Raw genomic sequence first — 22,141 nt, forward strand, 5'->3', positions numbered from 1 at the left:
GTTAATGGATCAGGATCTGCTCAAGGAATTGACGGGTGCGCGGATGTTTGGGTTGATTGAAAAAGGTTTGCGGCGGCGCTGATTCGATCACGCTGCCATCGGCCATCAGGATCACGTTGTCGGCTACCGTCTTGGCAAAGCCCATTTCGTGCGTGACCACAATCATGGTCATGCCGCTTTCCGCCAGATCGAGCATGACGTCCAGCACTTCTTTAATCATTTCCGGATCGAGCGCCGAAGTCGGTTCGTCAAACAGCATGATTTCCGGTTGCATACACAATGCGCGCGCAATCGCCACGCGTTGCTGCTGTCCGCCCGAGAGCTGCAGCGGAAACTTATGCGCCTGATTGGCGATATGCACTTTTTCCAGATAGTGCATCGCCAGTTCGGTGGCCTGCTGTTTTTTCATTTGCTTGACCAGCGTCGGGCCGATAATCAGGTTGTCCAGTACGCTCAGATGCGGAAACAGATTGAACTGCTGGAACAGCATGCCGATGCTCAGCCGGATCCGGTTGATATTTTTGATGTTGTCATTCATCTCAATACCGTTCACCCATATCTGCCCCTGATGATGCTCTTCCAGCCGGTTAATGCAGCGGATCAGCGTCGATTTGCCTGAACCGGAGGGGCCGCAGATCACCACGCGCTCCCCTTTGGCCACGTTCAGCGATACGTTGTTCAGCGCCTGAAACCCGCCGTACCATTTGCTGACGGATTTGATTTCAATCACCGGCTCGGTGGAAAGTGAACTACTCATGACAAAGCTCCGTGGTTAGGCGTTTCAGGGTTGCGGACGGCATCAATGCGTTTTTCTACCCACAACGCATAGCGGGAAAGCAAAAAGCCGAAGAACAGATAAATGAACGAAATAAACAGATAGGTTTCAATGTAGTAACGGCGCCAGAGCGGATCCTGCATCACCGAACTGGTGGCGGTCAGAATATCGAACAGGCCGATAATAATGACGAAAGAGGTATTCTTCATGGCAGCGATGATGTGATTGGTCATCGCAGGCAGGCAGATGCGCAACGCCTGCGGCAGAATGATTTTCGTGGTGGTGTGCCAGTAATTCAGGTTGAGCACCGCCGCGGCTTCGTACTGTCCGCGCGGCACGGATTGCAGGCCGCCGCGAATCACTTCCGCCTGATAGCAGGCGAAGAACAGCGCGATGCCGATGATAATACGCAGGAGTTTATTGACTTCCATACCGGCGGGCAGAAACAGCGGGAAGACATTGACGGCCACAAACAGGATGGTAATCAGCGGCACGCCGCGCAAGCCTTCAATAAAAATCACCGACAGACTGCGCAGGAAAGGCAGCGGCGAACGGCGGCCAAGCGCCAGCAGCACGGAAAACGGCATCCCGATAACCACCGTTCCGCTAAACAGCAGAATGGTCAGCGGCAGGCCGCCCCATTCAGATGAAGGAACATAAGATAGCCCGAAAATACCGCCGCTCATCAAAATAGCCATAACGCTGGTGGACAGCAGCCATAACGGCAACAAAATACGCGAATGCCAGAAGCGCGGCATCAGCGACAGGCCGAGCGTCAGGAACCAGACCACCATGGCGATAATTAACCGCCAGTGCTGATCGTAAGGATAGATGCCAAATAAGATCGGCCGGTGTTTCTCGCCAATCACCGCCCAGCAGGCGCCCGCGGCGACCCGGCATACTTGCGGATCGCTGGTGTGCCAGACGGCATCGATAATTCCCCAGCGCAGCAGTTTATCGCCGACGGTCAGCAATAGCACGGCCAGCAATAGGGTCAGGATCGTTTGCGGCAGGCTGCTGAACAGGTTGCTGCGCATCCAGCGCCAGGCGATGAACAGCCTGGGGCTTAGCGAACTGGGTGAAAAAGCAGGGTATGACATGGCGCTTTCCTCAGCGTTCTTTGATGGCGACAAAGCGGTTAAAGACATTCATCAGCAGCGACGTTGTGCAACTGATAATCAGGTAAACCACCATCATAATGGCGATCACCTCCAGCGCCTGACCGCTCTGATTCATCAGGGTATTGCTGATATTCGCCAATTCGGGGTAGCCAACCACCACCGCAATCGAGCTGTTTTTGGACAGACTGATAAACTGGCTGGTCAGCGGCGGAACGATCACCCGCATCGCCTGGGGAATAATGATGTGGCGCATCATCTGCCTGGGAGACAACGACAGTGAGCGGGCGGCTTCCAACTGCCCCTTGGGGATTGACTGGATGCCGGCCCGGACAATTTCAGCAATAAAGGCGGAAGAGTAGAGCGCAATTCCCAGCAGCAGGGAGGTGAATTCCGGGCTGATGGTAAATCCGCCGCGGAAGTTGAATCCGCTCAGTTCCGGCCGGTTAAGATGGTGAGGCGCGCCGGACAGCCACCAGGTCAGCAGCGGCAGGCCGGTAATCAGGGCCAGCGTGATGCGCCCGACCGGAAGGATACGGCCATGATGCTCACGCAGACGGCGGCTGGCCAGTTTGAGCCCTGCGCTGATAATCAGCGCGGCTAACAGCGCGACGGCGCACCACTGCCAGCCGGGATGGGACGTCGGCAGCGCAAAAGAGAGACCGCGATTGGTCAGAAATCCCAAACCGCCGAGTTCGATCGCCGCGCGCGGGCTGGGCAGGTTACGGATCACCACCGACCAGAAAATCACTTGCAAAATCACCGGAATATTACGCATCAGCTCCACGTAGACGCCGGCGACGCGCGCCAGCAGCCAGTTTTTCGACACCCTGGCGATGCCGACGGAAAACCCCAGTACGGTAGCTAAAATAATTCCCCAGAACGAGACATACAGCGTGTTGAGCAGCCCGACCGCCAAGGCGCGGGCATAGCTGTCGCGCGCTGTGTAACCGATAAGTTTTTCGCCGATTTCAAACCCGGCGGCATGGTGCAGGAAGCCGAAGCCGGTCGCGATGTTCTGCGAACGCAGATTCTCCACCACGTTGGTATATAGCCAGTGGCTGAATAAAATAAGCAATACGCCAAATAAAACCTGATAAAACCATGCCCGAAATGATTTACTGCCAATGACGGCGAATATCTTTTTATACACAAAAAACTTTTCCACAGAGAAAGGAAAAGTTGGCGGCGCGGTTATTTTTTGTTGATGCTTCATCATCGAGTTTTCTTTTATTTCAGGCAACAACCTGTCCTCTTAATAACGTTTTTTTCAGGCGCCATGGCCGCTTGATGCTATTTTTATCCAGAAGACGTTGGATATAGCGTCAGGGCGCAATACGAATAGCCGATATTCGTTTACGCCCTGATAAACGGGATTATTGAATAGGCAAACCGTACAGCAGGCCGCCTTTCGTCCACAGGTTGTTCAAATCGCGCTCCAGCGGCGCTGAGGTATCCGGGCCGAAGTGGCGGTTATAGATGTCGGCATAATTACCCACCTGTTTAACAATGTTATATGCCCACTTATTATCCAGCCCCAGCTTTTGACCGTAATCGCCGGTCACGCCCAGCAGCGCCTGTACTTCGGGATCGTTGTCGCTTAGCTTGCCGTCCACATTTTTCTGATTGATATCCATCTCTTCGGCATTGAATGTGGCGTATACCACCCATTTAACAATGTCGTACCACTGATCGTCACCTTGACGCACGGCCATCGCCAGCGGCTCTTTCGAGTAGATGCCCGGTAAAATAGTGTGGTCGTCGGCATTTTCCGCATCATGAATACGCACCCCCGGCAGCGCCACTTTATCGCGGGCGATCACATCGCAGCGGCCGGACAGATAGGCGGCGACGTATTCTTTATTGTTTTCGATCACCACCGGCGTGTAATGCAGCTTCCGCGCCGCGAAAATTTGCGCCACGTTGTGTTCGGTACTGCTGCCGGGCGTGATGCATATCGTTGCGCCGTCCAGATCCTCGATTTTTTTCACGCCGGAATCCGTACGCACCATAAAGCCGGTGCCGGTATAGAAGGTTGGCGGCGCGAAGTTAAGCCCCAGCGAGGTATCGCGGGATAATGACGCGGTGATATTACGCGACAGGACGTCCACTTCGCCGGACTGAATCGCCGGGAAGCGTTGCGCGGTGGACAGCGCGGAAAAACGGACTTTGCCGGCATCGCCAAAGATGGCGGCCGCCAGCGCGCGGCAGTAGTCGACATCCAGGCCGGACCACTGTCCTTTACTGTCTATGGCGGAAAAACCATGACGGGCAGGGTGCACGCCGCAGATCAGCTCCCCTCTGGCCTTGATTTTTTTCAGCGTGTCACCATTGCCGGAAACCGCGGCGTCCGCGTGGGCCGGCAACAGAGTATTCCCCAGAGTTAGCAGCATAACAGTTGCAAAAACGAAAGTTTTCTTCAGCATCGAAAATCCTTATAACGAGAGTGTTTTCACTTAACTTGCTGTAATTATTAGTAATATTGTTTACTGTGTTCTTTTGTATACCAATACTCTCAACACCCCGGTTAAATGGCAAATAGCAAATTTCACTATAGAAAGAAAAATAATGGATATAGAAATAAACGGGAGTGCATTTTTCGGTTAAATACCCTTAATTAAATAAGGGCTTTGTTTTTTGCTATTGTTTTTTACCGGTCGCCATAGTTATCTCCTCCGTTAATTTCAGCTAATCGGAGCAGAGCGTCGATGAATATTAAAAGACAATATTTTTGGTTAACCGGCGGGTTTAACCCTCTTTTCCTTTTCGCTATAGATTTTTGCCTGATTACAGATATCCCTGGATGCCCTGCCAGATTAACTGTGAACAGAGAATCATCATCGTCAGGCGAAACGCCGTACGGAATAGTTTTTCCGGCAGATTATCCAACAGTCGGGCGCCGAGCCAGGTACCCAGTACGCCGCTGGCGATCATGGCGCCCAGCATCGGCAGCCAACTGGCGTAAGCAAAACCCATCAGGCCGAAGGCGAGAATTTTCAGGCCGTGTTGCAGCACCATACAGGTGGCATGGGTGGCGATCAGCGGCTGTTTGCTCAGCCCTTGCGAACTGATCAGGCCGGCTACCAGCGGCCCGGTCGCGCCGACGATCATCGTGCCGATGCTGGCCACCGCCCCGCCGAGAATAAACAACAGGCGGTTCACCTTTTTGGCCGGCGGGCGTGTATGAAATACCGACCACAGGATAAACAGCGCCAGGGCGATTTTGGCAATGCCGTCCGGTATCCAGACCGCAACCGGCGCGCCGAGCGCAATGCCCGCCACACTGCCGATGAAAAACCACAGGACCAACGGCCAGGCGATATACAGTCGCTGGATCAGCGTCCGGCTCAGGTTTGAACCGAATTGTACGATGCCGTGTACCGGCAACAGGCTGCTAACCGGCATGCCCAATCCCATAATGGCGAGCAGCGTCACGCCGCCGCCCAGCCCCAAGGCGGCGGTCAGGGCGGAGGTGAGAAAACTGCAAAATACCAGCACACCGGCAAACAGCGGCGAGATTTCCGGCGGGATAAGGTTGGGCATATGTACCATCTCATGATAACGCGATAAACGACACCATCGTCTTCTTGCCGGCTCGGCGAAGACGATGCCGTAATGACCGGTCAGGCCGGTATGCTGGTGTTAGCGGAAATCATCCTGAAGCAAGCGCTGATACAACGCCTGGGCCGCCTCACGCGTCATTGTCTGACCGGCGCAATCGAGGAATTTCTGTTCAATCAGATTGTCCGGCAACGGAATGGCCGCGCTTGAGCCCATCGCCCCCGCAACGTGACGGCTAAAGCGCTGTCCGTCCTGAGCGATCAGCGTGACCTGTGCGCTGTGGGTCGTTTCTTCATCATGACAGCTCAGTTCTACTTTCTCCATCAGGGCATTGGTGAGCGGATCGCTGAACGCCGCGTCATCAATAAAGTCATCCAGCGTTAGCTGACCGTTTACCCAGGCGCGGGCAATACAGTAATGCAGGCTGAATTTCCCGGCCAGCGGGGTTTCCGGCTGCGGTATGTTGATGTGCGGGAAACGGATCGGGTGAACGGCGATCTGAATACGCGCGATCTGTTCGGCGGGCAGCGCGGTCTGTTCACGCAGAGCCAGCAGCCCGTCCAACGGCGATAAGATCGCATAGCAGCAGGGGAAATACTTAAAGCTGTTGCCTTTGACCTTATCAAGAATATGCGATGGCGCATCCCAGCTTTCCGTCAGCGGGGTGGCGTCGTAGTTTTCCGGCCCGCGGTTATAAACGTTGAAATAACCGTGGTTATGCTCAAAGGCGGTAGACCCGGCGCTGTATCCCTGTCGGGCCAACAGAACCGCCATCACCGCGCTACGATTGGCGTGTCCGACCGCCAGGGATTTGGTCTGGCTGCCAAAGTTGGATTTGATGCCGGAGGCCAACGATGCGCTAATCGACAGCGCGGTGGCCGTTTGTTCTTCGCTAAGACCGAGCAGCACGGCGCTGGCGGCGACGGCCGCAAAAATGCCGACGGACGTGGTCGGATGCCAGCCGTGGCGGTATTGAAACGGGCTGACCGTTTTTCCCATTCGTACCGCGGTTTCATAACCGGCCAGATAGGCGCGTAATATCTCCGATCCGCTGGATTGCTGCTCATCCGCCAGCGCCAGCAGCGCCGGCAGCACCACGACCGAGATATGCCCGTGCAGCCAGGAGTTGGAATCGTCAAAATCCAGCAAATGCGCGGAGGCGCCATTCAGTAAGGCGGCATCCAGCGCATTGAGATGCAAATCCGTGCCGAACACCCGGCTTTTCCCTGGCGCCGCCGAGGGAAGGATAACCGCCCGCAGTTTTTCCGCGCCGTCCTGAACTCCGCCCGCCAGCGTCACGCCCAGCGTATCGATAATGGCGGTTCTGGCGTGCGCCAGGGCATCGGCGGGAAAGGTCTGGCGGGAAAACGCCAACAGATTATGAGCAAACTGGCGGGCAATGGTCATGAAATGGGGATCCTGTACAAATATCGCAATAAAGTCCGGTTGTTAGCGTTCGGCCGGGACTCGAGGGTTAAGTTCGTTGGCGTTATACGCGCCCGGCTAGCATTTCGCTGATGACGGACAACGATCCCGGCCGTTCAAAATTGATCGCGGCCTGATACAGCCTGTCGCTGTTGGCGGCGCCCAATACCGGTACGGTCAGCGTATCGAACTTGGCGCGCAGTTCCTCATCAGTGAGCGGGTTTTGCGCATGACCGCGATAGACCCGCGTTTCGCCGTGCAATTGTTCACCGTCTTCCAGCCAGATGTCGATAAAGGCGGAGCTGGCCGACTGGCCGTCAACCGCTTCCACTTCCAACCGCGGCAGCAACTGGCGGGGGCGCGGATCGTCGACGGTTTGCTGGGTGAAGTCGGTATCGGCCAGTTGGTAGCCGCTCAGCGCAAGGGTAATGCAGTGGGGAATGCTGAACTTGCTTTCCAGCGGCGTCTTCGGGTTGGCGATACCGGCGTTGACCATGCCCATCGGATGCACTTTGGCGTGAATCCGTTTGATTTTGCGGCCGTTAAGCTGCGGATAGAGGCCGCGAGCCGTTTCTATCGAGGCGTGTGTCCCGCGACAGCTGGCGTAGAGCTTGTAGCCGTTGGTCAGCAGTTCCCAACTCTGGCCGAAATCCAACGGCGGAATTTCCGCACTGCCGTCCTGAATGAATATTTTCACCCAGCCATCCGTTTCATAGAAATGATGCGCGGCGACAAAGCCTTCGGCGGCGAGTTCGGCGGCCATAATGCCGTCCATCGCCGCTTTACCGGCATGAAATGGTTTTCCATGCGTGCCGGAGGATTTCTGTAGCCCGCCCATCATGGTGGCCGCCGCGCCAAGCGCATTGGCGATTTGTTGCGGATTCAATTGCAGGATTGATGCGGCGACCGCGGCGGCGCCCGCCCGTCCGACGACCGAAGTGGGGTGGAATCCCCGCCGTTGCAGATTGCGCCCGACGCCGGGAACCCAACCGCCGCCCAGTTTCGCCATGACTTCAAAGCCGGTGATAAACGCGATCAGCGTAGTCCGTTCGCTGGCGCTATACGCCTGCGCCATGGCCAGCGCGGCAGACCAGCAAGGGCCGCTCGGGTGTCCGGCGCCGGCCGGATGGGTATCGTCGTAATCGGCGGCATGCGACATGGTGGCGTTGACCAGCGCGGCCAGTGCCGGCGTGGTTTTGCCCCCGAGAAAAATTTGCGCATCGCCCTGCGAATTCCAACGTTTGACGACCTGCCGTACCGCCTGTACGGCATCATCATTGACGGCGCCCAACGCCACGCCCAGATAATCAATCAACGCGCGTTTTGCTTCATGCAGAACGACGTCGGGAATAGCGATTCGGGGAGCCTGGCTGATAAACTGGCTAAGTTGTTCTCCGCGTGAGAGCACGGGGGTCGTGGTCATCGAAATGACTCCTTAAGCAAAAACGCTGTGGCGCTAATGATGAAAAGGGCGCTGAGGGCAGAGCGAAAGCGCGTTCTTCAATGTCTGCATTCAATTGTATACCGTGATATAAAAAGAGAATAACAACAGAGCCAGCCGCCGCAAAGATGCTTTTTAGCTAAGCAAAGAACAAAATAAGCAATGCGAGATATTGCCAATGGTGTAGCGTCGGGCAAACTTGAAATGTTTTCAACTCGTTGCTACTTGCCCATCCGGTGAACGGATCGAGCGGGCTTATAATGAGGTTTTTCGGCCCACGCGTTGTGCGCCCATTTTAATGACTAAATCACAAAATGACGGATTATGAATCTAAAACTGACCGACCGAGAAACGGCCTTATCGCCTTTTGAGACCCTGATAGCCGCAATTGAAAACGGCGAGCTACTGCCGGGGGAACGTTTGCAGGAAGCCCGGCTGGCGAAGCAGTTCGGTCTGAGCCGTACGCCGATTCGTGAAGCATTGCATCGTTTGGAAACGCTGGGATTGGTTGAACCCGGCCCGCAGCGTGGTTTGATGATTGCCCAGCTTAGCTATGAGCGGCTGCGTCAGTTATTTGCGGTACGTGAAGGGTTGGAACGGCTGGCTATCGATCTTGCCGTGACCTCGGCGTCTGAGGAAGAGATTGGTTTATTGCAGGACATGGTTAACGCCGAACGGCAAATCAGCGACAGTAAACGGCTGCACGACCATAATCGATTGTTCCATCGTCAGATTTATCGTTCAACTCACAATCCCTACCTGAATGAAATGCTGGATAACCTGCGCATTCACCTGTCGCTGTTGCGCGGCACCACCTATGAACTGCCGGAACGGGTCGAGGAAGCGAAAAAAGAACACCAGTTGATCGTTGAGGCATTGGCGCGGCGCGATCGTGAAGCGGCGCAGGAAGTCGCCTGCCAGCATATCAGAAATGGTTACCGTGCTCGTCTCAGCATTTTGAGCCAGCGGGATTTTTAAATTGTCGGTATCCGGCGACAGGAGCGATGCCGCATGTCTCTATGCGGAGACACTTAACTGATTGATTGATAATGAGTAAGGTCGGCGAGGGGTAATCTGTCTCTGAATGACGACGCTTTTTATGCGCGACCAGGGGATTTGCGTTCCCGGGCGGTCGATGCATATGGGTGCTTATATAATAAAAATTATTTTTACTATCATTGGGTTATGAGCTAAATGCGGAACGCGTAAAATTTTAGTGGGCATCTTGGCATAATTTGTGCTTAAATCTACGCGTAGATGCTCATTCCACCTTCTATGCTCGCTTCGGCTTCATAATCCTGGGAATGACGCAGAGCCAATTTGCGGTGCCTATAGTCCAATTCCAGATGAAGGCGTTACCTCCATCGGACTTTCCGGACATAACGTTGAGTGAGGCACCATGCCGTTGTCTTACAGACCTGATTTTTTTCAACGCTTACCGTTATCGGTAAGCGTTTTTTTTTGGCTTGAGATCGCCGATCAGGCGTCTTGTTTCGGTGATTCTGCCGGGGATTGCAGCGTGAGCATCAGCCCTTCCTGGCGCATTTTTGCCGCTTCATCGGGTAGACGAAGGCGGTCAAGGGCATCAGCGCGCCAGGCGTAGTCATAAGCGTCCGGGCGCTGATCCAGCGCGGCGCGGAAAGCATCGCTGGCTTGCTGCCATTCGCCATGCTTCATCAATAGCTGGCCCAGCGTGCTGTTCAGCAACGGCGTCGCGCCCTGTTGTTTGATCAACTGGTGCAACACTTTTTCCAACTGATCGGGGTTGCCGGACTTAAGGCGCGGCATTAGCAGAATCAGGCGTTCGTCATATTGCCGCTTGAGCCCGTCCAGAATGATTTTCTGGGCGGTGTCGTGGTCGTCGCACTCAACAAGATGCTCCACCATGGCTACCTGCAGGGGAACTTCGTGGCGGACTTTACGGCTCTGGCTATTCCACCACTGCTTCAACCCTTCACTGCCGCCGTCCGCCATCGCCTGATTCATCAGGCCGATATAAGCCTGCTGCTGTAGCGCCTGCAACTGTGCGTCATCGTGCACATTCGTTTTGCGCATCGCGGGGAGAATATCCAGCAACGCGCTGTAGGCATTGGTGCGCAGAAAAGCCTGCTCCGCAAGACGCAAGACTTCCGGATGGCGCGGAGCGACTTCCAACAGGCGCTCAACGCCATGACGGGCGGCATGATCTTCATGGCGGGCCAATTGAATGCGTACCCGGGTGATATCGACCGGTAGTTGATCGGTATCGGCGATTTCCGCGGCGCGTTCCAGATATTGTTTGGTGCGGAAATCATCGCCGCGCTGCTGCGCCGCTTCCGCCGCCAGCAGATAGTTAACCACCGGCTGCTCGGCATGATCGGCATTGCGGGTCATCAATTTCTCCACTTGCCGATAATCGCCTTCCGCCAGTTTGAGCAGCGCCGCCTTGGTCTGTTTTCTCGCCCGGCTGCGTTTGCGGCCCAGGAACCAGCCGCGGGTGCGGGCGCCGGTACGGAAAATCCGGCGAATGATCCATTCAATGACCAACAGCGCCAGGAACAGCAACACCAGAATGATGACCAAACCGGTTACGCTGGTTTCAATATTGTAGTTGTCCGTTTGAATCAGAACGTATCCCTGATGACCGGCTACCATCGGACCGAACACCACACCCGCGATCAGGATGAGAAACAGCAGCAGAATTCTCAGCATGTTCAGTCCTCCTGTTGAATCGCTGGCGTCTGCGCCAGTAGGTTGCGTACTCGCGTCTGCATCAGTTTTTCCAGTAACGGCTGGCTTTGCAGTTTAGCCGGCACATCCATTGATATGGACTGCTGGCTCAGCTCATCCAGCCGGTCCAGAAAGGCTTGGGTGTTTGGATCGCTGGTATCAAAGTAAGCCCTGACCCAGGTGGAGACCGTTTCCAGAGACTGTTTATACGTTTCGTTCTGATGACGCGGGATGGCCTGAGCCGCCACCAACAGACGCGAACGGATATTTTCACGCAGATAGATATCCTGATTCGGCGCCAGCAGCGGTTCCGCGGCGCTATCGCGACGGCGAATGGTGATGAATTCAGCCATAAAGTTATGCCAGCTCTTGCTGAGATTCTGCCGCCATTCGCTGAGAGACGCCGAAAGTTCGCTGCTGTTCTCATCCATTGGGGCTTCATCGGTGTTGTTGTCGGCAAGGCGCAGGTTATCCACCTGATCGGTCAACTGGTTAACTTTAAGGATGATGCCATCGAAGTCGATCTGGCTGACGCCGGCCAGCGCGCTGATATCGCCGGTGAGCGCCCGACGGACCTCAATCACGCTGGGATCGTTCATTTCCGCCAGGCTGGCGTCCGCGCTTTTCAGCAATGCGCCCGCCGTGGTGACGTCTTTATCGCTCCATAACTTCCGTCCGGCCATTTTCACCAGAAAATCCGCCTGTGATAACAGCCAGGTGTTGGTATCGTGCTCAGTCAGAGAAGCCAGTTTTTTCTGCATGTCATCAGATCGGAGGGTCAAGGCGTCAAGGCGCTGCTCCGCGGCATCCAGCGCTTTGTCGTGCTGCTGCTGCGCATCCCGCCACTGCTGCTGTTCCTGTTGGTATTGTTGTTGCAGCGTGCTTAGCTGAGACCCCAGGCGCTGAATGGCGGCGGCATCCTGTTGATCTTGTAGGTGCGTGTAATAATAAAGTCCGCCGCTAAGCGCCAGCGCAATAACGATAGCGATCGCCCCCAGTAATACGCCACTTTGTTTGCTCGGTTGCGATTTGGGCTCCTGCTGCTGATGCGCGGGCTCAACCCGTTCTGCAACCTCTTCAGATGGGGTCGTGGGGGTATTGTGTTCCGTCATAATGGTACATCCCATGATCAGGTTTATTGTAGTGCGCGCATGAGCGCATCGTTGTCGGCATTATCGGCTACCCGAATATTACGCCAGCCGAGTTGGCGAGCCTGGATAGCCAGTCGTTCGCTCACCACAATCAACTGACATCCCAGTAACCAGGAAGCCCGATAGTAATCGGGCACTAAAGTATAGATCCGTTGTAACATTTCTCCGCTGGTGATCACCAGCTTGTCTATGCCGGCCTGCTGCCAGTGGCGGCTTTGTTCCAATCCGTCATAATGAACGGGGCTGCGTTGGTAACATTCACAGTAACTCACTTTCGCTCCGCGTTCTGTGAGCGTGTTACCCAGTAATTCTCTGCCGCCGTTACCCCGTAATAATAGTGCGTGTTTACCATTAACATACTGTAATTCTGGTAATTGCAGTAAATTTTCGCTGGTTTCCCGCTCGGAAGGGTAGGCAACAGGCCGTGCGCTGACTTTATGCAGCGCCAGGGCGGTTGTGCGGCCGATGGCATAATAGCTTAGGGTTTGCGGCCAACCGGCGCCGCGCCGGGTTAACCGCGGATCCGCATAGTCAATCGCATGCTGCGAGAGCGCAAAAAGCAGATCGCCGGGGCGCAAGGCCGCCAGCATCGAGGGCAATTGCGCCAGTTCGCCGCCCGGCGAAAACTCAATCAGCGGGCTGTGGTAAGCGCTGTAGCCCAGCTTGCGTAAGCGGGCCACCAGTTGCTCTCCCGCCGGGGACGGACGGGTAACCAGAATTGTCATGATGAGGGAATGTCCTGATAGACCGCCTGAAGAATTTCTCTGGCGCCTTTTGCCAATAGTTCTTCCGCCAGCGTAATACCAATTTGTTCCGCATCCGAGGCGAAGCCTCTACGTTCTCCGGTGATGATTTTACTGCCGTCGGGCGAACCCACCAGCGCACGCAGCCACAGCGTCTCGCCTTCCAGCTCGGCGTAGCTGCCGATGGGAACCTGGCATCCGCCTTCAAGGCGCAGGTTCATCGCCCGTTCGGCCAGTACGCGCGCCGTGGTATCGGCATGGTTCAGCGGTGCGAGAAGCTGGCGGGTGCGTTTATCGTCTAGCCGGCATTCAATGCCAATCGCGCCTTGTCCTACCGCGGGTAACGAGGTCTCCGGGCTGAGCGGACTGCGGATCCGCGCTTCCAGCTTCAGCCGTTTCAACCCTGCCGCCGCCAGAATAATCGCGTCATATTCGCCGCTGTCGAGCTTCGCCAACCGGGTTCCCACATTACCGCGTAAATCGCGGATGATGAGGTCGGGGCGCCGGGCTCGCAGCTGGCATTGACGGCGCAGGCTGGACGTGCCGACGCAAGCGCCCGCCGGCAGTTGCTCAAGATTGGCATAGTGATTGGAGACAAAGGCGTCACGCGGATCGTCTCGTTCGCAAATGGTTGCGAGGCCGAGGCCGTCAGGAAATTCGGCGGGAACATCTTTCATTGAATGCACGGCGATATCCGCACGGTTTTCAAGCAGCGCTAATTCTAATTCTTTGACAAACAGTCCCTTGCCGCCGACTTTGGCTAACGGGGTATCCAGGATAATATCGCCACGGGTCACCATCGGCACCAGTTCTACCTGAAGCCCCGGATGGTAGGCGCTCAACCGCTGCTGAACATATTGTGCTTGCCACAAAGCAAGGGGGCTCTGTCGAGTGGCAATTCTAATAATATTGTCTAACATGCTTGATACCGTTTTTATCATTTTCTTACGCCATCGTATCATTGATGGTGCGCCAGTGTCAGGTTACGGGCATCGGCGTCTGTCTTTCAATGCAAGAAGAAAATGAGGGTGAAAAAAGGCATGTGACAGGCTGAGCATATCAGGCGATAATTAAAGCTGTAATGAAAGCAAGGAGGTGAAGTCCGACTTTCTTTACTTTCTTTACGCCTAATCAGCAAGGTGTTAAATTGATCACGTTTCCAGCAATATCTTGCCCAATTATCTTCTAAATATTACATCTGGCAAGTTGGAGATAGGGTTTCTTTTCTAAACACTGGGATAATCAGGCGAAACGTCTTGTACTTCTATATCGAGACTTTGAAGCAAAGACTGGATGCGATCAACCAACTGCGTGTCGATCGCGCTCTGGCAGCAATGAAGCCTGCTTTTCAGCAGGTCTACAGTCTTGTGCCGATCTTATTACATTACCATCACCCACTAATGCCGGGCTATGTCGAGGGTAAGGTTCCTCACGGCATTTGCTTCTACGCGCCTGATGAAAAGCAACAGCAGTATCTGGACAAAATCGAACTGAGGTGGGGACCGTTTACCGATTCGCACGATCAAGGCGAATTGCCGATTACCGGCGTCTACTCCATGGGCAGCACGTCGTCCATCGGGCAAAGTTGTACTTCCGATCTGGATATCTGGGTTTGCCATCAATCCTGGCTGGATAATGAAGAGCGCCAGCGGTTGCAGAAAAAATGCACCCTGCTGGAGGAGTGGGCGGCCGCGCAGGGCGTGGATATCAGTTTCTTCCTGATGGATGAAAACCGCTTCCGCCACAATGAAAGCGGCAGTCTGGGCGGCGAAGACTGCGGATCGACCCAACATATTCTTTTACTGGATGAATTCTACCGTACGGCTGTGCGCATGGCGGGCAAACGTATTCTGTGGAACATGGTGCCGGTGGAAGAAGAACCGAATTACGATGAGTATGTCCTGTCGCTGTATGCGCAAGGCGCGTTGGCGCCGAATGAGTGGCTGGATCTGGGCGGGCTGAGTACGCTTTCCGCGGAAGAGTATTTCGGCGCCAGCCTGTGGCAGCTTTATAAAAGCATCGACTCCCCTTACAAAGCCGTATTGAAAACGCTGCTGCTGGAGGCGTATTCCTGGGAGTATCCCAATACGCATCTGTTGTCCATGGATATCAAAACGCGGCTGCATAAAGGCGAGATCGTCTCTTTCGGTCTGGATCCTTACTGCATGATGCTGGAGCGGGTGACGGATTATCTGACGCAGATAAACGATCCGACCCGCCTGGATCTGGTGCGCCGATGTTTCTATTTAAAAGTCTGTGAAAAACTCTCAAGGGAGCATGCCTGTGTCGGCTGGCGGCGTCAGATTCTGCAACAGTTGGTGCAGGAGTGGGGCTGGAGCGACGATCATCTGGCGATGCTGGATAACCGGGCAAACTGGAAAATAGAACGGGTGCGCGAAGCGCATAACGAACTGCTGGATGCGATGATGCAAACTTATCGTAACCTGATTCGTTTCGCCCGCCGTAATAACCTGAGCGTAAGCGCCAGTCCGCAGGATATCGGCGTATTGACCCGTAAACTGTATGCCGCATTTGAAGCGCTGCCGGGTAAAGTGACGCTGCTCAATCCGCAGATTTCGCCCGACTTGTCGGAGCCGAATTTAACCTTTATTTATGTCCCGCCGGGACGCGCCAACCGTTCCGGCTGGTATCTGTACAATCAGGCGCCGTCGATGGACGCCATCATCAGCCATCAGCCGCTGGAATATAACCGCTATCTGAACAAGCTGGTGGCCTGGGCCTACTTTAATGGCCTGCTGACGCCGAAAACGCGGCTGCACATTAAAGGCAGCGAGTTGTGTGACATTACCCGCCTGCAGGCGCTGGTGTCCGATGTTTCAAGTCATTTCCCGCTGCGCCTGCCTGCGCCGACGCCGAAGGCGTTGTATAGCCCGTGTGAAATCCGCCATTTAGCCATTATCGTCAACCTGGAACACGATCCAACCGCGGTCTTCCGTAATCAGGTGGTGCACTTTGATTTCCGGCAGATGGATGTTTTCAGCTTTGGCCAACAGCAGCAGTGCCTGGTCGGCAGCATTGACCTGCTGTACCGCAATTCGTGGAATGAAGTGCGTACGCTGCATTTCAGCGGCGAGCAGGCGGTGTTGGAAGCGCTGAAAACGATACTGGGTAAGATGCATCAGGATGCGGCGTTGCCGGAATCGCTGGAAGTGTTCTGCTACAGCCAGCATTTACGCGGGCTGATTCGTACCCGTGTGCAGCAACTGGTCTCTGAATGCATTGAGTTGCGCTTAACCAGCACGCGTCAGGAGCCGGGGCGCTTCAAAGCGGTGAAAGTCGCGGGGCAAACCTGGGGACTGTTCTTCGAACGGCTCAGCGTCTCGGTGCAGAAATTGGAAAATGCCGTTGAATTCTATGGCGCGATTTCCAACAATAAACTGCAAGGGGTGCCGGTGCAGATTGAGTCCAGCCATGTGCATTTGCCCGCAGTGGTCGATGGCGTCGCCAGCGAGGGCATCATTCAGTTCTTCTTTGAAGATTTAGCTGAAAATCAAGGGTTTAATATTTACATCCTGGATGAGTCCAATCGGGTTGAGGTTTACCACCACTGCGAGGGCAGCAAAGAGGAACTGGTGCGTGACGTGAGCCGTTTCTACTCATCATCCCACGATCGCTTTACCTATGGCTCTAGCTTTATCAACTTCAATCTGCCGCAATTTTATCAGATTGTGCAACTGGATGGCCGAACCCAGGTGATTTCGTTCCGCAGCACCGCGCTTTCCCATCTTTGTATTACCCCCGTCATCGACGATAAAGCCAAGGGCATGCAACAGCGGTTGCAAATACTCTGATGGTTTGATGTTAGGGAAGCAGAGGAATGCGTTCCGGATCCTTCGATCCTTGAACGAGCGACTGAGTTTCAGATAACCTGCTTTTTCAATGCCCACATAAAGGGACTTACTCTTGGATATTCAGCAACGCGGCAACCTGATACTACTGGCTTTGGGGCAAGGATTGACCGGCAGTATCATTTCGCTGATGACGTTATCCTCCACGCTGGTCGGCATTCAGATGGCGCCGATTCCGCTGTTGACTACCCTGCCGATTACCGCCACCGTCTGCGGCGCAACGCTGATGAGCTATTCCGTCTCTTCGCTGATGGCTAAATACGGCAGAAAAAAAGCCTTTATCATCGGCACAATGCAGGGCGTTGCCGGCGCGCTGCTGGCGGCGTTGGCAATTGCGCTGGGTCATTTCCCCCTGTTTGTCTTTTCGACATTCGTGCTGGGCATGTCCTGCGCCTTCAACCAATATTACCGTTTTGCCGCGGCTGAAGTTTTCAGCGATAACCAGCAGAAGAACAGTGCGATTTCCTGGGTGATCAGCGGCGGGATCCTGGGCGGGTTTCTCGGTCCCTTTGCGGGCAGCCAATCTTCCAATCTCTGGCCGTCGTATCCGTTCCTCGGCAGTTTTCTGGTGGCGGCGCTGATCTGTATCGTGACGGCGTTACTGTTGCTGGGGTTAAAGCTGCCGGAAACCATCGCGGCGGCCAGGAGCGAAAAAGGCGATGAGCCGCTGTCCGCTATTTTGAAAAGCCGGGCGTTTATCCTCGGCACGACCAGTTGTACCGTCGGTTTTGTCGTGATGACGCTGTTGATGAATTCCGCGCCGCTGGCCATGCATCAGCATCATTTTTCCGTCAGCCATAGCGCGACGGTGTTGCAATGGCACTTTGTCGCCATGTATGCGCCTGCGCTGTTACTGGTGTTTCTGGCAAAAAGATTGAGCGCCGGCGCGGTGGTGACGACGGGGATTATCTGTAACCTGATCGGCATCGCGCTGGCGATGAGCGGCCTGACGTTTTGGCACTTCCTCTCCTCGCTCACCCTGTTCGGCATTGGCTGGGCCTTCATGTTCAACGGCGGGACATTTATGCTGAATGCGTTTTCCCATTCGGCGCATAAGGCCAGACTGCAGGGGATTAACTCGCTGGTTATCAGCCTGCCCAACGCGCTGGCGTCGCTTTCGGCGGGAAGCATGATGGCATTCGCCAGCGGCTGGCCGCTGGTGAACACGCTGAGCGTCGTGATTTTACTGGCGGCGATGTCGATGCTGATACTCGCCAAGCGCCGATAAGGTCCGGCGTTACGGCGGCGCCTAGCTGAAGCGGACCGCTTCCCCTGCCTGCGTTGAGCAGGCTTCGGACAGTAATGCCATGAAATCTTTTCCGCTGCGATCGCACACCCAGCGCGCATCCTGAAAATTAAAATGATAACCGCCGGCTTTGGTCGCCAGCCAGATCTGGTGCAGCGGCTCCTGGCGGTTAATGACGATTTTACTCGCGTTTTCAAAGGTCAGCGTCATAACGCCGCCGTTGGTTTCATAATCGATATCGGCATCGCCTGCAAATTTATCCAGGGTTTCTTCCAGTTGGAGCATCAATTCGTCGGCTAATTGATGGAACTCGCTATCGTTCATTTTCGATTCCTATTGATTTTCATGATCCACCTGCGATTATAGAGAGCATGCATGCATGAATTACAGGTCTTAATGTTATGAAAAAGATATTGCGCCGGTTTTTTCTGGCGTTATCGGTGTTGACGCTGTTCGGCTGCGGCCTCAAAGGGCCGCTTTATTTTCCGCCAGAGGGTAAGTCGGTTGCGCCAACCGCTCAGCAGCAGGATGCGGATCCCGCCCGGCAACAGCCGTCCGCGCAGCAGTAACTGGCGATGGTGTATCTATCTATCATAATTTTATAACAGGTCACGATAGTGTTTTACCGCGTCCGGTTAAGCCAGCGGAGTCAGGATAATGCAGTTCGCTAAAATGCACGGATTAGGCAACGATTTCATGGTTGTTGATGCCGTCACGCAGAATGTTTACTTTTCACCCGAACTGATCCGCCGCTTGTCGGATCGGCACTGTGGCGTCGGATTTGATCAACTTCTGGTCGTTGAGCCGCCGTACGATCCCGAGCTGGATTTTCATTACCGCATTTTCAATGCCGACGGCAGCGAAGTGGCTCAGTGCGGAAACGGCGCGCGTTGTTTTGCCCGTTTTGTCCGCCTGAAAGGGTTAACCAGCAAACGCGATATTGCGGTCAGCACGCAGACGGGAAGGATGATTCTCAGCGTCACCGACGATGATTTGGTGCGGGTGAATATGGGAGAGCCCAATTTTGATCCGCAGCAGGTTCCTTTTCGTGCCATAAAGGCGGAAAAAACCTACATCATGCGGGTGGAAGAACACACCGTATTGTGCGGCGTGGTATCGATGGGCAATCCTCACTGTGTTATACAGGTGGAGGATGTAACCACCGCCAATGTCGAAATATTAGGGCCGTTGTTGGAAAGCCATGAGCGTTTCCCTGAACGCGCCAATATCGGTTTTATGCAAATCATCGACCGCAATAGCATTAATCTGCGGGTGTATGAACGTGGCGCCGGCGAAACCCAGGCCTGCGGCAGCGGGGCTTGTGCGGCGGTGGCTATAGGAATTCAACAGGATCTGCTGTCTTCACCGGTCAAGGTATCGTTGCCGGGCGGGGATTTGGCGATCCAGTGGGATGGGCCGGGACATCCGTTATTTATGACGGGGCCCGCAACGCATGTTTACGATGGATTTATTCATTTATGAAGAATGTCGAGGAGCAGGCAGAGCGCCAGATCGCACTCAGTGACGACATGGTTTTGCAGTTCCTGCAACAGAATCCTGATTTTTTTATCCGCAATGCCCGGCAAATCGAGCAGATGCGTATACCGCACCCCGTTAGGGGAACGGTATCGCTGGTGGAATGGCAATTGGCGCGTCAGCGGAACCATATCACCCAGCTTGAGGAAGAGATCACGCTGTTGATGGAACAGGCGGGCGTTAACGAGTCGCTGTTTAATCGCCTGTTGAGCCTGCAGGCCGAGCTGGCCGGTGCGGATAGCCTGATGGATATGCTGGACCGGCTGCAACGCTGGGCGCGTAAGCTGGGGCTGTCGGGGGCATCGGTTCGTCTGTTCAGTGATAAATGGCGTATTGGCGCGCCTTCCGGCTTTACGCATTTATCTCTGAATCGATCGGCGTTTGAGTCGTTTCGTATTCAGCGCCTTGGTCAAGCCAGCCACTATCTGGGCAGCCTGAATGGCCCCGAGCTATTGCTGCTGTTGCCGCAGGCTAAACAGGTGGGGTCGGTCGCCTTATCCATGATTGGCGAAGATCACGATCTGGGGCTGCTTATCTTCACCAGCCGCGACAGTCACCACTATCAGGATGGTATGGGAACCTTGCTGTTGCAACAACTGGCGACGGCCATGCTTCCTGCCATGCTGGAGCGCTGGGTTGAGCGGGTATGAGCCAATCCGCTTCGCCGCTACAGCCGCAGGTCGATGCGTTCCTGCGCTATCTGAAGGTTGAGCGCCAACTGAGTCCGTTGACGCAAACCAGCTATGCCCGTCAGCTTACGGCGGTGATCGCCATTGTTTCGTCAGCGGGCGTGGATGGCTGGCGCAGCCTGGATGCGGCTGGCGTACGCGCCGTGGTGTCCCGCAGCAAACGGGATGGTCTGCACGCTTCCAGCCTGGCGCTGCGGTTGTCCGCCTTGCGGAGTTTCCTCGATTGGATGGTCTCGCGCGGCGAACTGGGCGCAAATCCCGCCAAGGGGGTATCGACGCCGCGAGTGGGCCGTCATCTGCCGAAAAATATGGATGTGGATGAGATAGACCGTCTTTTGGATATCGATCTCGACGATCCGCTGGCGGTGCGCGATCGCGCCATGCTGGAAGTCATGTATGGCGCGGGTTTGCGTTTGGCGGAACTGGTGGGCATGGACTGCCGGCATGTCGATCTGGCCAGCGGTGAAGTCTGGGTGATGGGGAAAGGCAGCAAAGAGCGCAGACTGCCGATGGGGAAAACCGCGGTTGCCTGGCTTGAGCGCTGGCTGGCGTTGCGTGAACTGTTCGGTCCGCAGGATGACGCCATTTTTATTTCCAATCAGGGCCGGCGGATTTCCATGCGCAATGTGCAGAAACGTTTTGCGCAGTGGGGCGTGAAGCAAGGGATCAACAGCCATGTTCACCCGCATAAGCTGCGCCACTCTTTCGCCACGCATATGCTGGAATCCAGCGGGGATTTACGCGCGGTGCAAGAGTTACTCGGCCATGCCAACCTGTCCACGACGCAGATATATACTCACCTGGATTTTCAACATTTAGCTTCCGTGTATGACGCCGCGCATCCACGTGCAAAACGGGGAAAAAACTGATGCATTTTTACCGGCCGCTAGGCCATATCGGCGCTATCACTTTCGATTTGGACGACACGCTATACGATAACTCCGATGTGATCCGGCGAACCAAACGGGAGTCGATTCGCTTTTTGCAGCAGTATCACTCTGGCCTGAAGGATTTTCAGGAAGAGGATCTACAACGCCTGCGTGATGAACTGCGGGTGCGGGAACCTGAAATCTATCATGATGTGACCGAATGGCGGCGCCGTGCGGTTGAACAAGCGATGCTTGACATTGGTCTGAATGCCGATGAGGCGATGCGGGGATCAATGGCGGCGATGGAAAACGTAGCCTATTGGCGCAGTCAGATCACCATATCGGAAGAGACGCATCATACCCTGGCGGCGTTGGCCGAACAGGTGCCGCTGGCGGCGATCACCAATGGCAATGCCGATCCGAGTCAATTCGGTCTGGATCGCTACTTTGCCTTCGTTTTACGCGCCGGCCCGGACGGCCGCTCAAAGCCCTTTGACGATATGTATCACCTGGCGGCGGAAAAATTCAATCTGCCCTTGAACCAGATTCTGCACGTGGGGGACGATCTCACGACCGACGTGGCCGGCGCGATTCGCTGCGGGATGCCGGCCTGCTGGATCAACCTGCGGGAAGGCGACCTCATGCATATCAATGACGCCCGGTTGCTGCCTCATATCGAAATTTCCCGATTGGCATCGCTGACAACGTTGTTATAATCACCTGTATATATACCCAATATACCCTTCATCTTTCAAGTTGCAGGTGCGTTGGCTACGTTTGTTCACCCGAATCAGTTACCTGAGTAAGCTCATCGGGATTCATGCACTTGCCGCCTTCCTGCAACCCGAAATCTATTGGGTATAGATTTCCCGGAAGCCGGCGCTCCCGGCGTTTTTTCAGGATGCGGGCGACCCAGAGCCGCCGACGTACCCGCAAGCTGAAAGATAATGGGTTTTGTCTGTGTCAATAATCAGTGGTGACCGTTCTTCTTCGCGACGATACGGTTTCC

General features: G+C 55.0%; 20 protein-coding genes. 8 read left to right on the plus strand and 12 right to left on the minus strand.

Annotated features, from left to right (window positions below):
• Position 1 precedes the first annotated feature (1 nt).
• The 7 genes from ACN28R_RS20435 to ACN28R_RS20465 form a co-directional block, all read right to left on the minus strand.
• On the minus strand, positions 2-757 hold the full coding sequence (locus ACN28R_RS20435) for an amino acid ABC transporter ATP-binding protein (protein ID WP_048637098.1): 756 nt from the start codon (positions 755-757) through the stop codon (positions 2-4).
• Positions 754-1,875, minus strand: coding sequence for an amino acid ABC transporter permease (locus ACN28R_RS20440; RefSeq protein ID WP_048637099.1), 1,122 nt, complete (start codon positions 1,873-1,875; stop codon positions 754-756). The genes ACN28R_RS20435 and ACN28R_RS20440 overlap by 4 nt, the downstream gene beginning before the upstream one ends.
• 10 nt (positions 1,876-1,885) lie before the next feature.
• On the minus strand, positions 1,886-3,046 hold the full coding sequence (locus tag ACN28R_RS20445; RefSeq protein ID WP_231604099.1) for an amino acid ABC transporter permease: 1,161 nt from the start codon (positions 3,044-3,046) through the stop codon (positions 1,886-1,888).
• A gap of 223 nt (positions 3,047-3,269) precedes the next feature.
• Positions 3,270-4,319: an amino acid ABC transporter substrate-binding protein gene (locus ACN28R_RS20450; protein ID WP_095835339.1), complete on the minus strand. Its 1,050-nt coding sequence runs from the start codon at positions 4,317-4,319 to the stop codon at positions 3,270-3,272.
• Positions 4,320-4,680: 361 nt separating this feature from the next.
• Positions 4,681-5,436, minus strand: coding sequence for a sulfite exporter TauE/SafE family protein (locus ACN28R_RS20455; RefSeq protein WP_095835340.1), 756 nt, complete (start codon positions 5,434-5,436; stop codon positions 4,681-4,683).
• Between the two features lie 99 nt (positions 5,437-5,535).
• Positions 5,536-6,861 (minus strand): MmgE/PrpD family protein, encoded by a 1,326-nt coding sequence (locus ACN28R_RS20460; RefSeq protein WP_095835341.1) that lies wholly within the window; start codon positions 6,859-6,861, stop codon positions 5,536-5,538.
• A gap of 82 nt (positions 6,862-6,943) precedes the next feature.
• Complete coding sequence (locus ACN28R_RS20465) at positions 6,944-8,302, minus strand: MmgE/PrpD family protein (protein WP_095835342.1); 1,359 nt, start codon at positions 8,300-8,302, stop codon at positions 6,944-6,946.
• Positions 8,303-8,644: 342 nt separating this feature from the next.
• Here ACN28R_RS20465 and ACN28R_RS20470 point away from each other — a divergent pair, with 342 nt between their 5' ends.
• Positions 8,645-9,298: a GntR family transcriptional regulator gene (locus tag ACN28R_RS20470; protein ID WP_048637103.1), complete on the plus strand. Its 654-nt coding sequence runs from the start codon at positions 8,645-8,647 to the stop codon at positions 9,296-9,298.
• Between the two features lie 501 nt (positions 9,299-9,799).
• On the opposite strand, the gene hemY is transcribed toward ACN28R_RS20470, so the two are convergent.
• Genes hemY through hemC form a run of 4 tightly spaced genes read right to left on the minus strand, consistent with a single transcriptional unit; the run spans position 9,800 to position 13,843 of the window.
• A complete protein-coding gene (gene hemY, locus ACN28R_RS20475) occupies positions 9,800-11,011 on the minus strand; it encodes a protoheme IX biogenesis protein HemY (RefSeq protein WP_048637104.1) in 1,212 nt (403 codons plus the stop codon).
• Between the two features lie 2 nt (positions 11,012-11,013).
• Positions 11,014-12,141: a uroporphyrinogen-III C-methyltransferase gene (hemX, locus tag ACN28R_RS20480; protein ID WP_048637105.1), complete on the minus strand. Its 1,128-nt coding sequence runs from the start codon at positions 12,139-12,141 to the stop codon at positions 11,014-11,016.
• A 23-nt stretch (positions 12,142-12,164) separates the two neighbouring features.
• Positions 12,165-12,905, minus strand: coding sequence for a uroporphyrinogen-III synthase (gene hemD / locus ACN28R_RS20485; protein ID WP_048637106.1), 741 nt, complete (start codon positions 12,903-12,905; stop codon positions 12,165-12,167).
• On the minus strand, positions 12,902-13,843 hold the full coding sequence (gene hemC / locus ACN28R_RS20490; RefSeq protein ID WP_095835860.1) for a hydroxymethylbilane synthase: 942 nt from the start codon (positions 13,841-13,843) through the stop codon (positions 12,902-12,904). Before hemC ends, hemD begins: the two co-directional genes overlap by 4 nt.
• 336 nt (positions 13,844-14,179) lie before the next feature.
• Between hemC and ACN28R_RS20495 the strand changes: the two genes are divergently transcribed.
• Both ACN28R_RS20495 and ACN28R_RS20500 read left to right on the plus strand, forming a co-directional pair.
• On the plus strand, positions 14,180-16,735 hold the full coding sequence (locus tag ACN28R_RS20495; RefSeq protein WP_095835343.1) for a class I adenylate cyclase: 2,556 nt from the start codon (positions 14,180-14,182) through the stop codon (positions 16,733-16,735).
• 112 nt (positions 16,736-16,847) lie between these two features.
• Entirely contained in the window at positions 16,848-18,020 is a 1,173-nt protein-coding gene (locus ACN28R_RS20500; RefSeq protein ID WP_095835344.1) for an MFS transporter, read from the plus strand.
• A 21-nt stretch (positions 18,021-18,041) separates the two neighbouring features.
• Here the strand turns inward: ACN28R_RS20500 and cyaY are convergent, their stop codons facing one another.
• Positions 18,042-18,362, minus strand: coding sequence for an iron donor protein CyaY (gene cyaY, locus ACN28R_RS20505; protein WP_048637109.1), 321 nt, complete (start codon positions 18,360-18,362; stop codon positions 18,042-18,044).
• Between the two features lie 77 nt (positions 18,363-18,439).
• On the opposite strand from cyaY, the gene lptM reads away from it, so the two are divergent.
• The 5 genes from lptM to yigB all read left to right on the plus strand — a co-directional run bounded on the left by lptM (position 18,440) and on the right by yigB (position 21,848).
• Entirely contained in the window at positions 18,440-18,607 is a 168-nt protein-coding gene (lptM, locus tag ACN28R_RS20510) for an LPS translocon maturation chaperone LptM (protein WP_231604100.1), read from the plus strand.
• An 88-nt stretch (positions 18,608-18,695) separates the two neighbouring features.
• Complete coding sequence (gene dapF / locus ACN28R_RS20515; protein ID WP_095835345.1) at positions 18,696-19,520, plus strand: diaminopimelate epimerase; 825 nt, start codon at positions 18,696-18,698, stop codon at positions 19,518-19,520.
• Entirely contained in the window at positions 19,517-20,224 is a 708-nt protein-coding gene (locus ACN28R_RS20520; RefSeq protein ID WP_048637112.1) for a DUF484 domain-containing protein, read from the plus strand. Before dapF ends, ACN28R_RS20520 begins: the two co-directional genes overlap by 4 nt.
• Positions 20,221-21,132, plus strand: coding sequence for a tyrosine recombinase XerC (gene xerC / locus ACN28R_RS20525; protein ID WP_095835346.1), 912 nt, complete (start codon positions 20,221-20,223; stop codon positions 21,130-21,132). The genes ACN28R_RS20520 and xerC overlap by 4 nt, the downstream gene beginning before the upstream one ends.
• Positions 21,132-21,848, plus strand: coding sequence for a 5-amino-6-(5-phospho-D-ribitylamino)uracil phosphatase YigB (gene yigB, locus ACN28R_RS20530; protein WP_048637114.1), 717 nt, complete (start codon positions 21,132-21,134; stop codon positions 21,846-21,848). Before xerC ends, yigB begins: the two co-directional genes overlap by 1 nt.
• Positions 21,849-22,141: the final 293 nt, after the last annotated feature.

The organism is Brenneria goodwinii (assembly GCF_002291445.1).
GTDB lineage: Bacteria > Pseudomonadota > Gammaproteobacteria > Enterobacterales > Enterobacteriaceae > Brenneria > Brenneria goodwinii.

What these genes read in the sequence shown, in the direction of transcription:
- ACN28R_RS20435 (WP_048637098.1), bottom strand. Translation starts at nt 757, where the DNA reads ATGAGTAGTTCACTTTCCACCGAGCCGGTGATTGAAATCAAATCCGTC.
- ACN28R_RS20440 (WP_048637099.1), bottom strand. Translation starts at nt 1,875, where the DNA reads ATGTCATACCCTGCTTTTTCACCCAGTTCGCTAAGCCCCAGGCTGTTC.
- ACN28R_RS20450 (WP_095835339.1), bottom strand. Translation starts at nt 4,319, where the DNA reads ATGCTGAAGAAAACTTTCGTTTTTGCAACTGTTATGCTGCTAACTCTG.
- ACN28R_RS20455 (WP_095835340.1), bottom strand. Translation starts at nt 5,436, where the DNA reads ATGCCCAACCTTATCCCGCCGGAAATCTCGCCGCTGTTTGCCGGTGTG.
- ACN28R_RS20460 (WP_095835341.1), bottom strand. Translation starts at nt 6,861, where the DNA reads ATGACCATTGCCCGCCAGTTTGCTCATAATCTGTTGGCGTTTTCCCGC.
- ACN28R_RS20465 (WP_095835342.1), bottom strand. Translation starts at nt 8,302, where the DNA reads ATGACCACGACCCCCGTGCTCTCACGCGGAGAACAACTTAGCCAGTTT.
- ACN28R_RS20470 (WP_048637103.1), top strand. Translation starts at nt 8,645, where the DNA reads ATGAATCTAAAACTGACCGACCGAGAAACGGCCTTATCGCCTTTTGAG.
- hemY (WP_048637104.1), bottom strand. Translation starts at nt 11,011, where the DNA reads ATGCTGAGAATTCTGCTGCTGTTTCTCATCCTGATCGCGGGTGTGGTG.
- hemX (WP_048637105.1), bottom strand. Translation starts at nt 12,141, where the DNA reads ATGACGGAACACAATACCCCCACGACCCCATCTGAAGAGGTTGCAGAA.
- hemD (WP_048637106.1), bottom strand. Translation starts at nt 12,905, where the DNA reads ATGACAATTCTGGTTACCCGTCCGTCCCCGGCGGGAGAGCAACTGGTG.
- hemC (WP_095835860.1), bottom strand. Translation starts at nt 13,843, where the DNA reads ATGTTAGACAATATTATTAGAATTGCCACTCGACAGAGCCCCCTTGCT.
- cyaY (WP_048637109.1), bottom strand. Translation starts at nt 18,362, where the DNA reads ATGAACGATAGCGAGTTCCATCAATTAGCCGACGAATTGATGCTCCAA.
- lptM (WP_231604100.1), top strand. Translation starts at nt 18,440, where the DNA reads ATGAAAAAGATATTGCGCCGGTTTTTTCTGGCGTTATCGGTGTTGACG.
- dapF (WP_095835345.1), top strand. Translation starts at nt 18,696, where the DNA reads ATGCAGTTCGCTAAAATGCACGGATTAGGCAACGATTTCATGGTTGTT.
- ACN28R_RS20520 (WP_048637112.1), top strand. Translation starts at nt 19,517, where the DNA reads ATGAAGAATGTCGAGGAGCAGGCAGAGCGCCAGATCGCACTCAGTGAC.
- xerC (WP_095835346.1), top strand. Translation starts at nt 20,221, where the DNA reads ATGAGCCAATCCGCTTCGCCGCTACAGCCGCAGGTCGATGCGTTCCTG.
- yigB (WP_048637114.1), top strand. Translation starts at nt 21,132, where the DNA reads ATGCATTTTTACCGGCCGCTAGGCCATATCGGCGCTATCACTTTCGAT.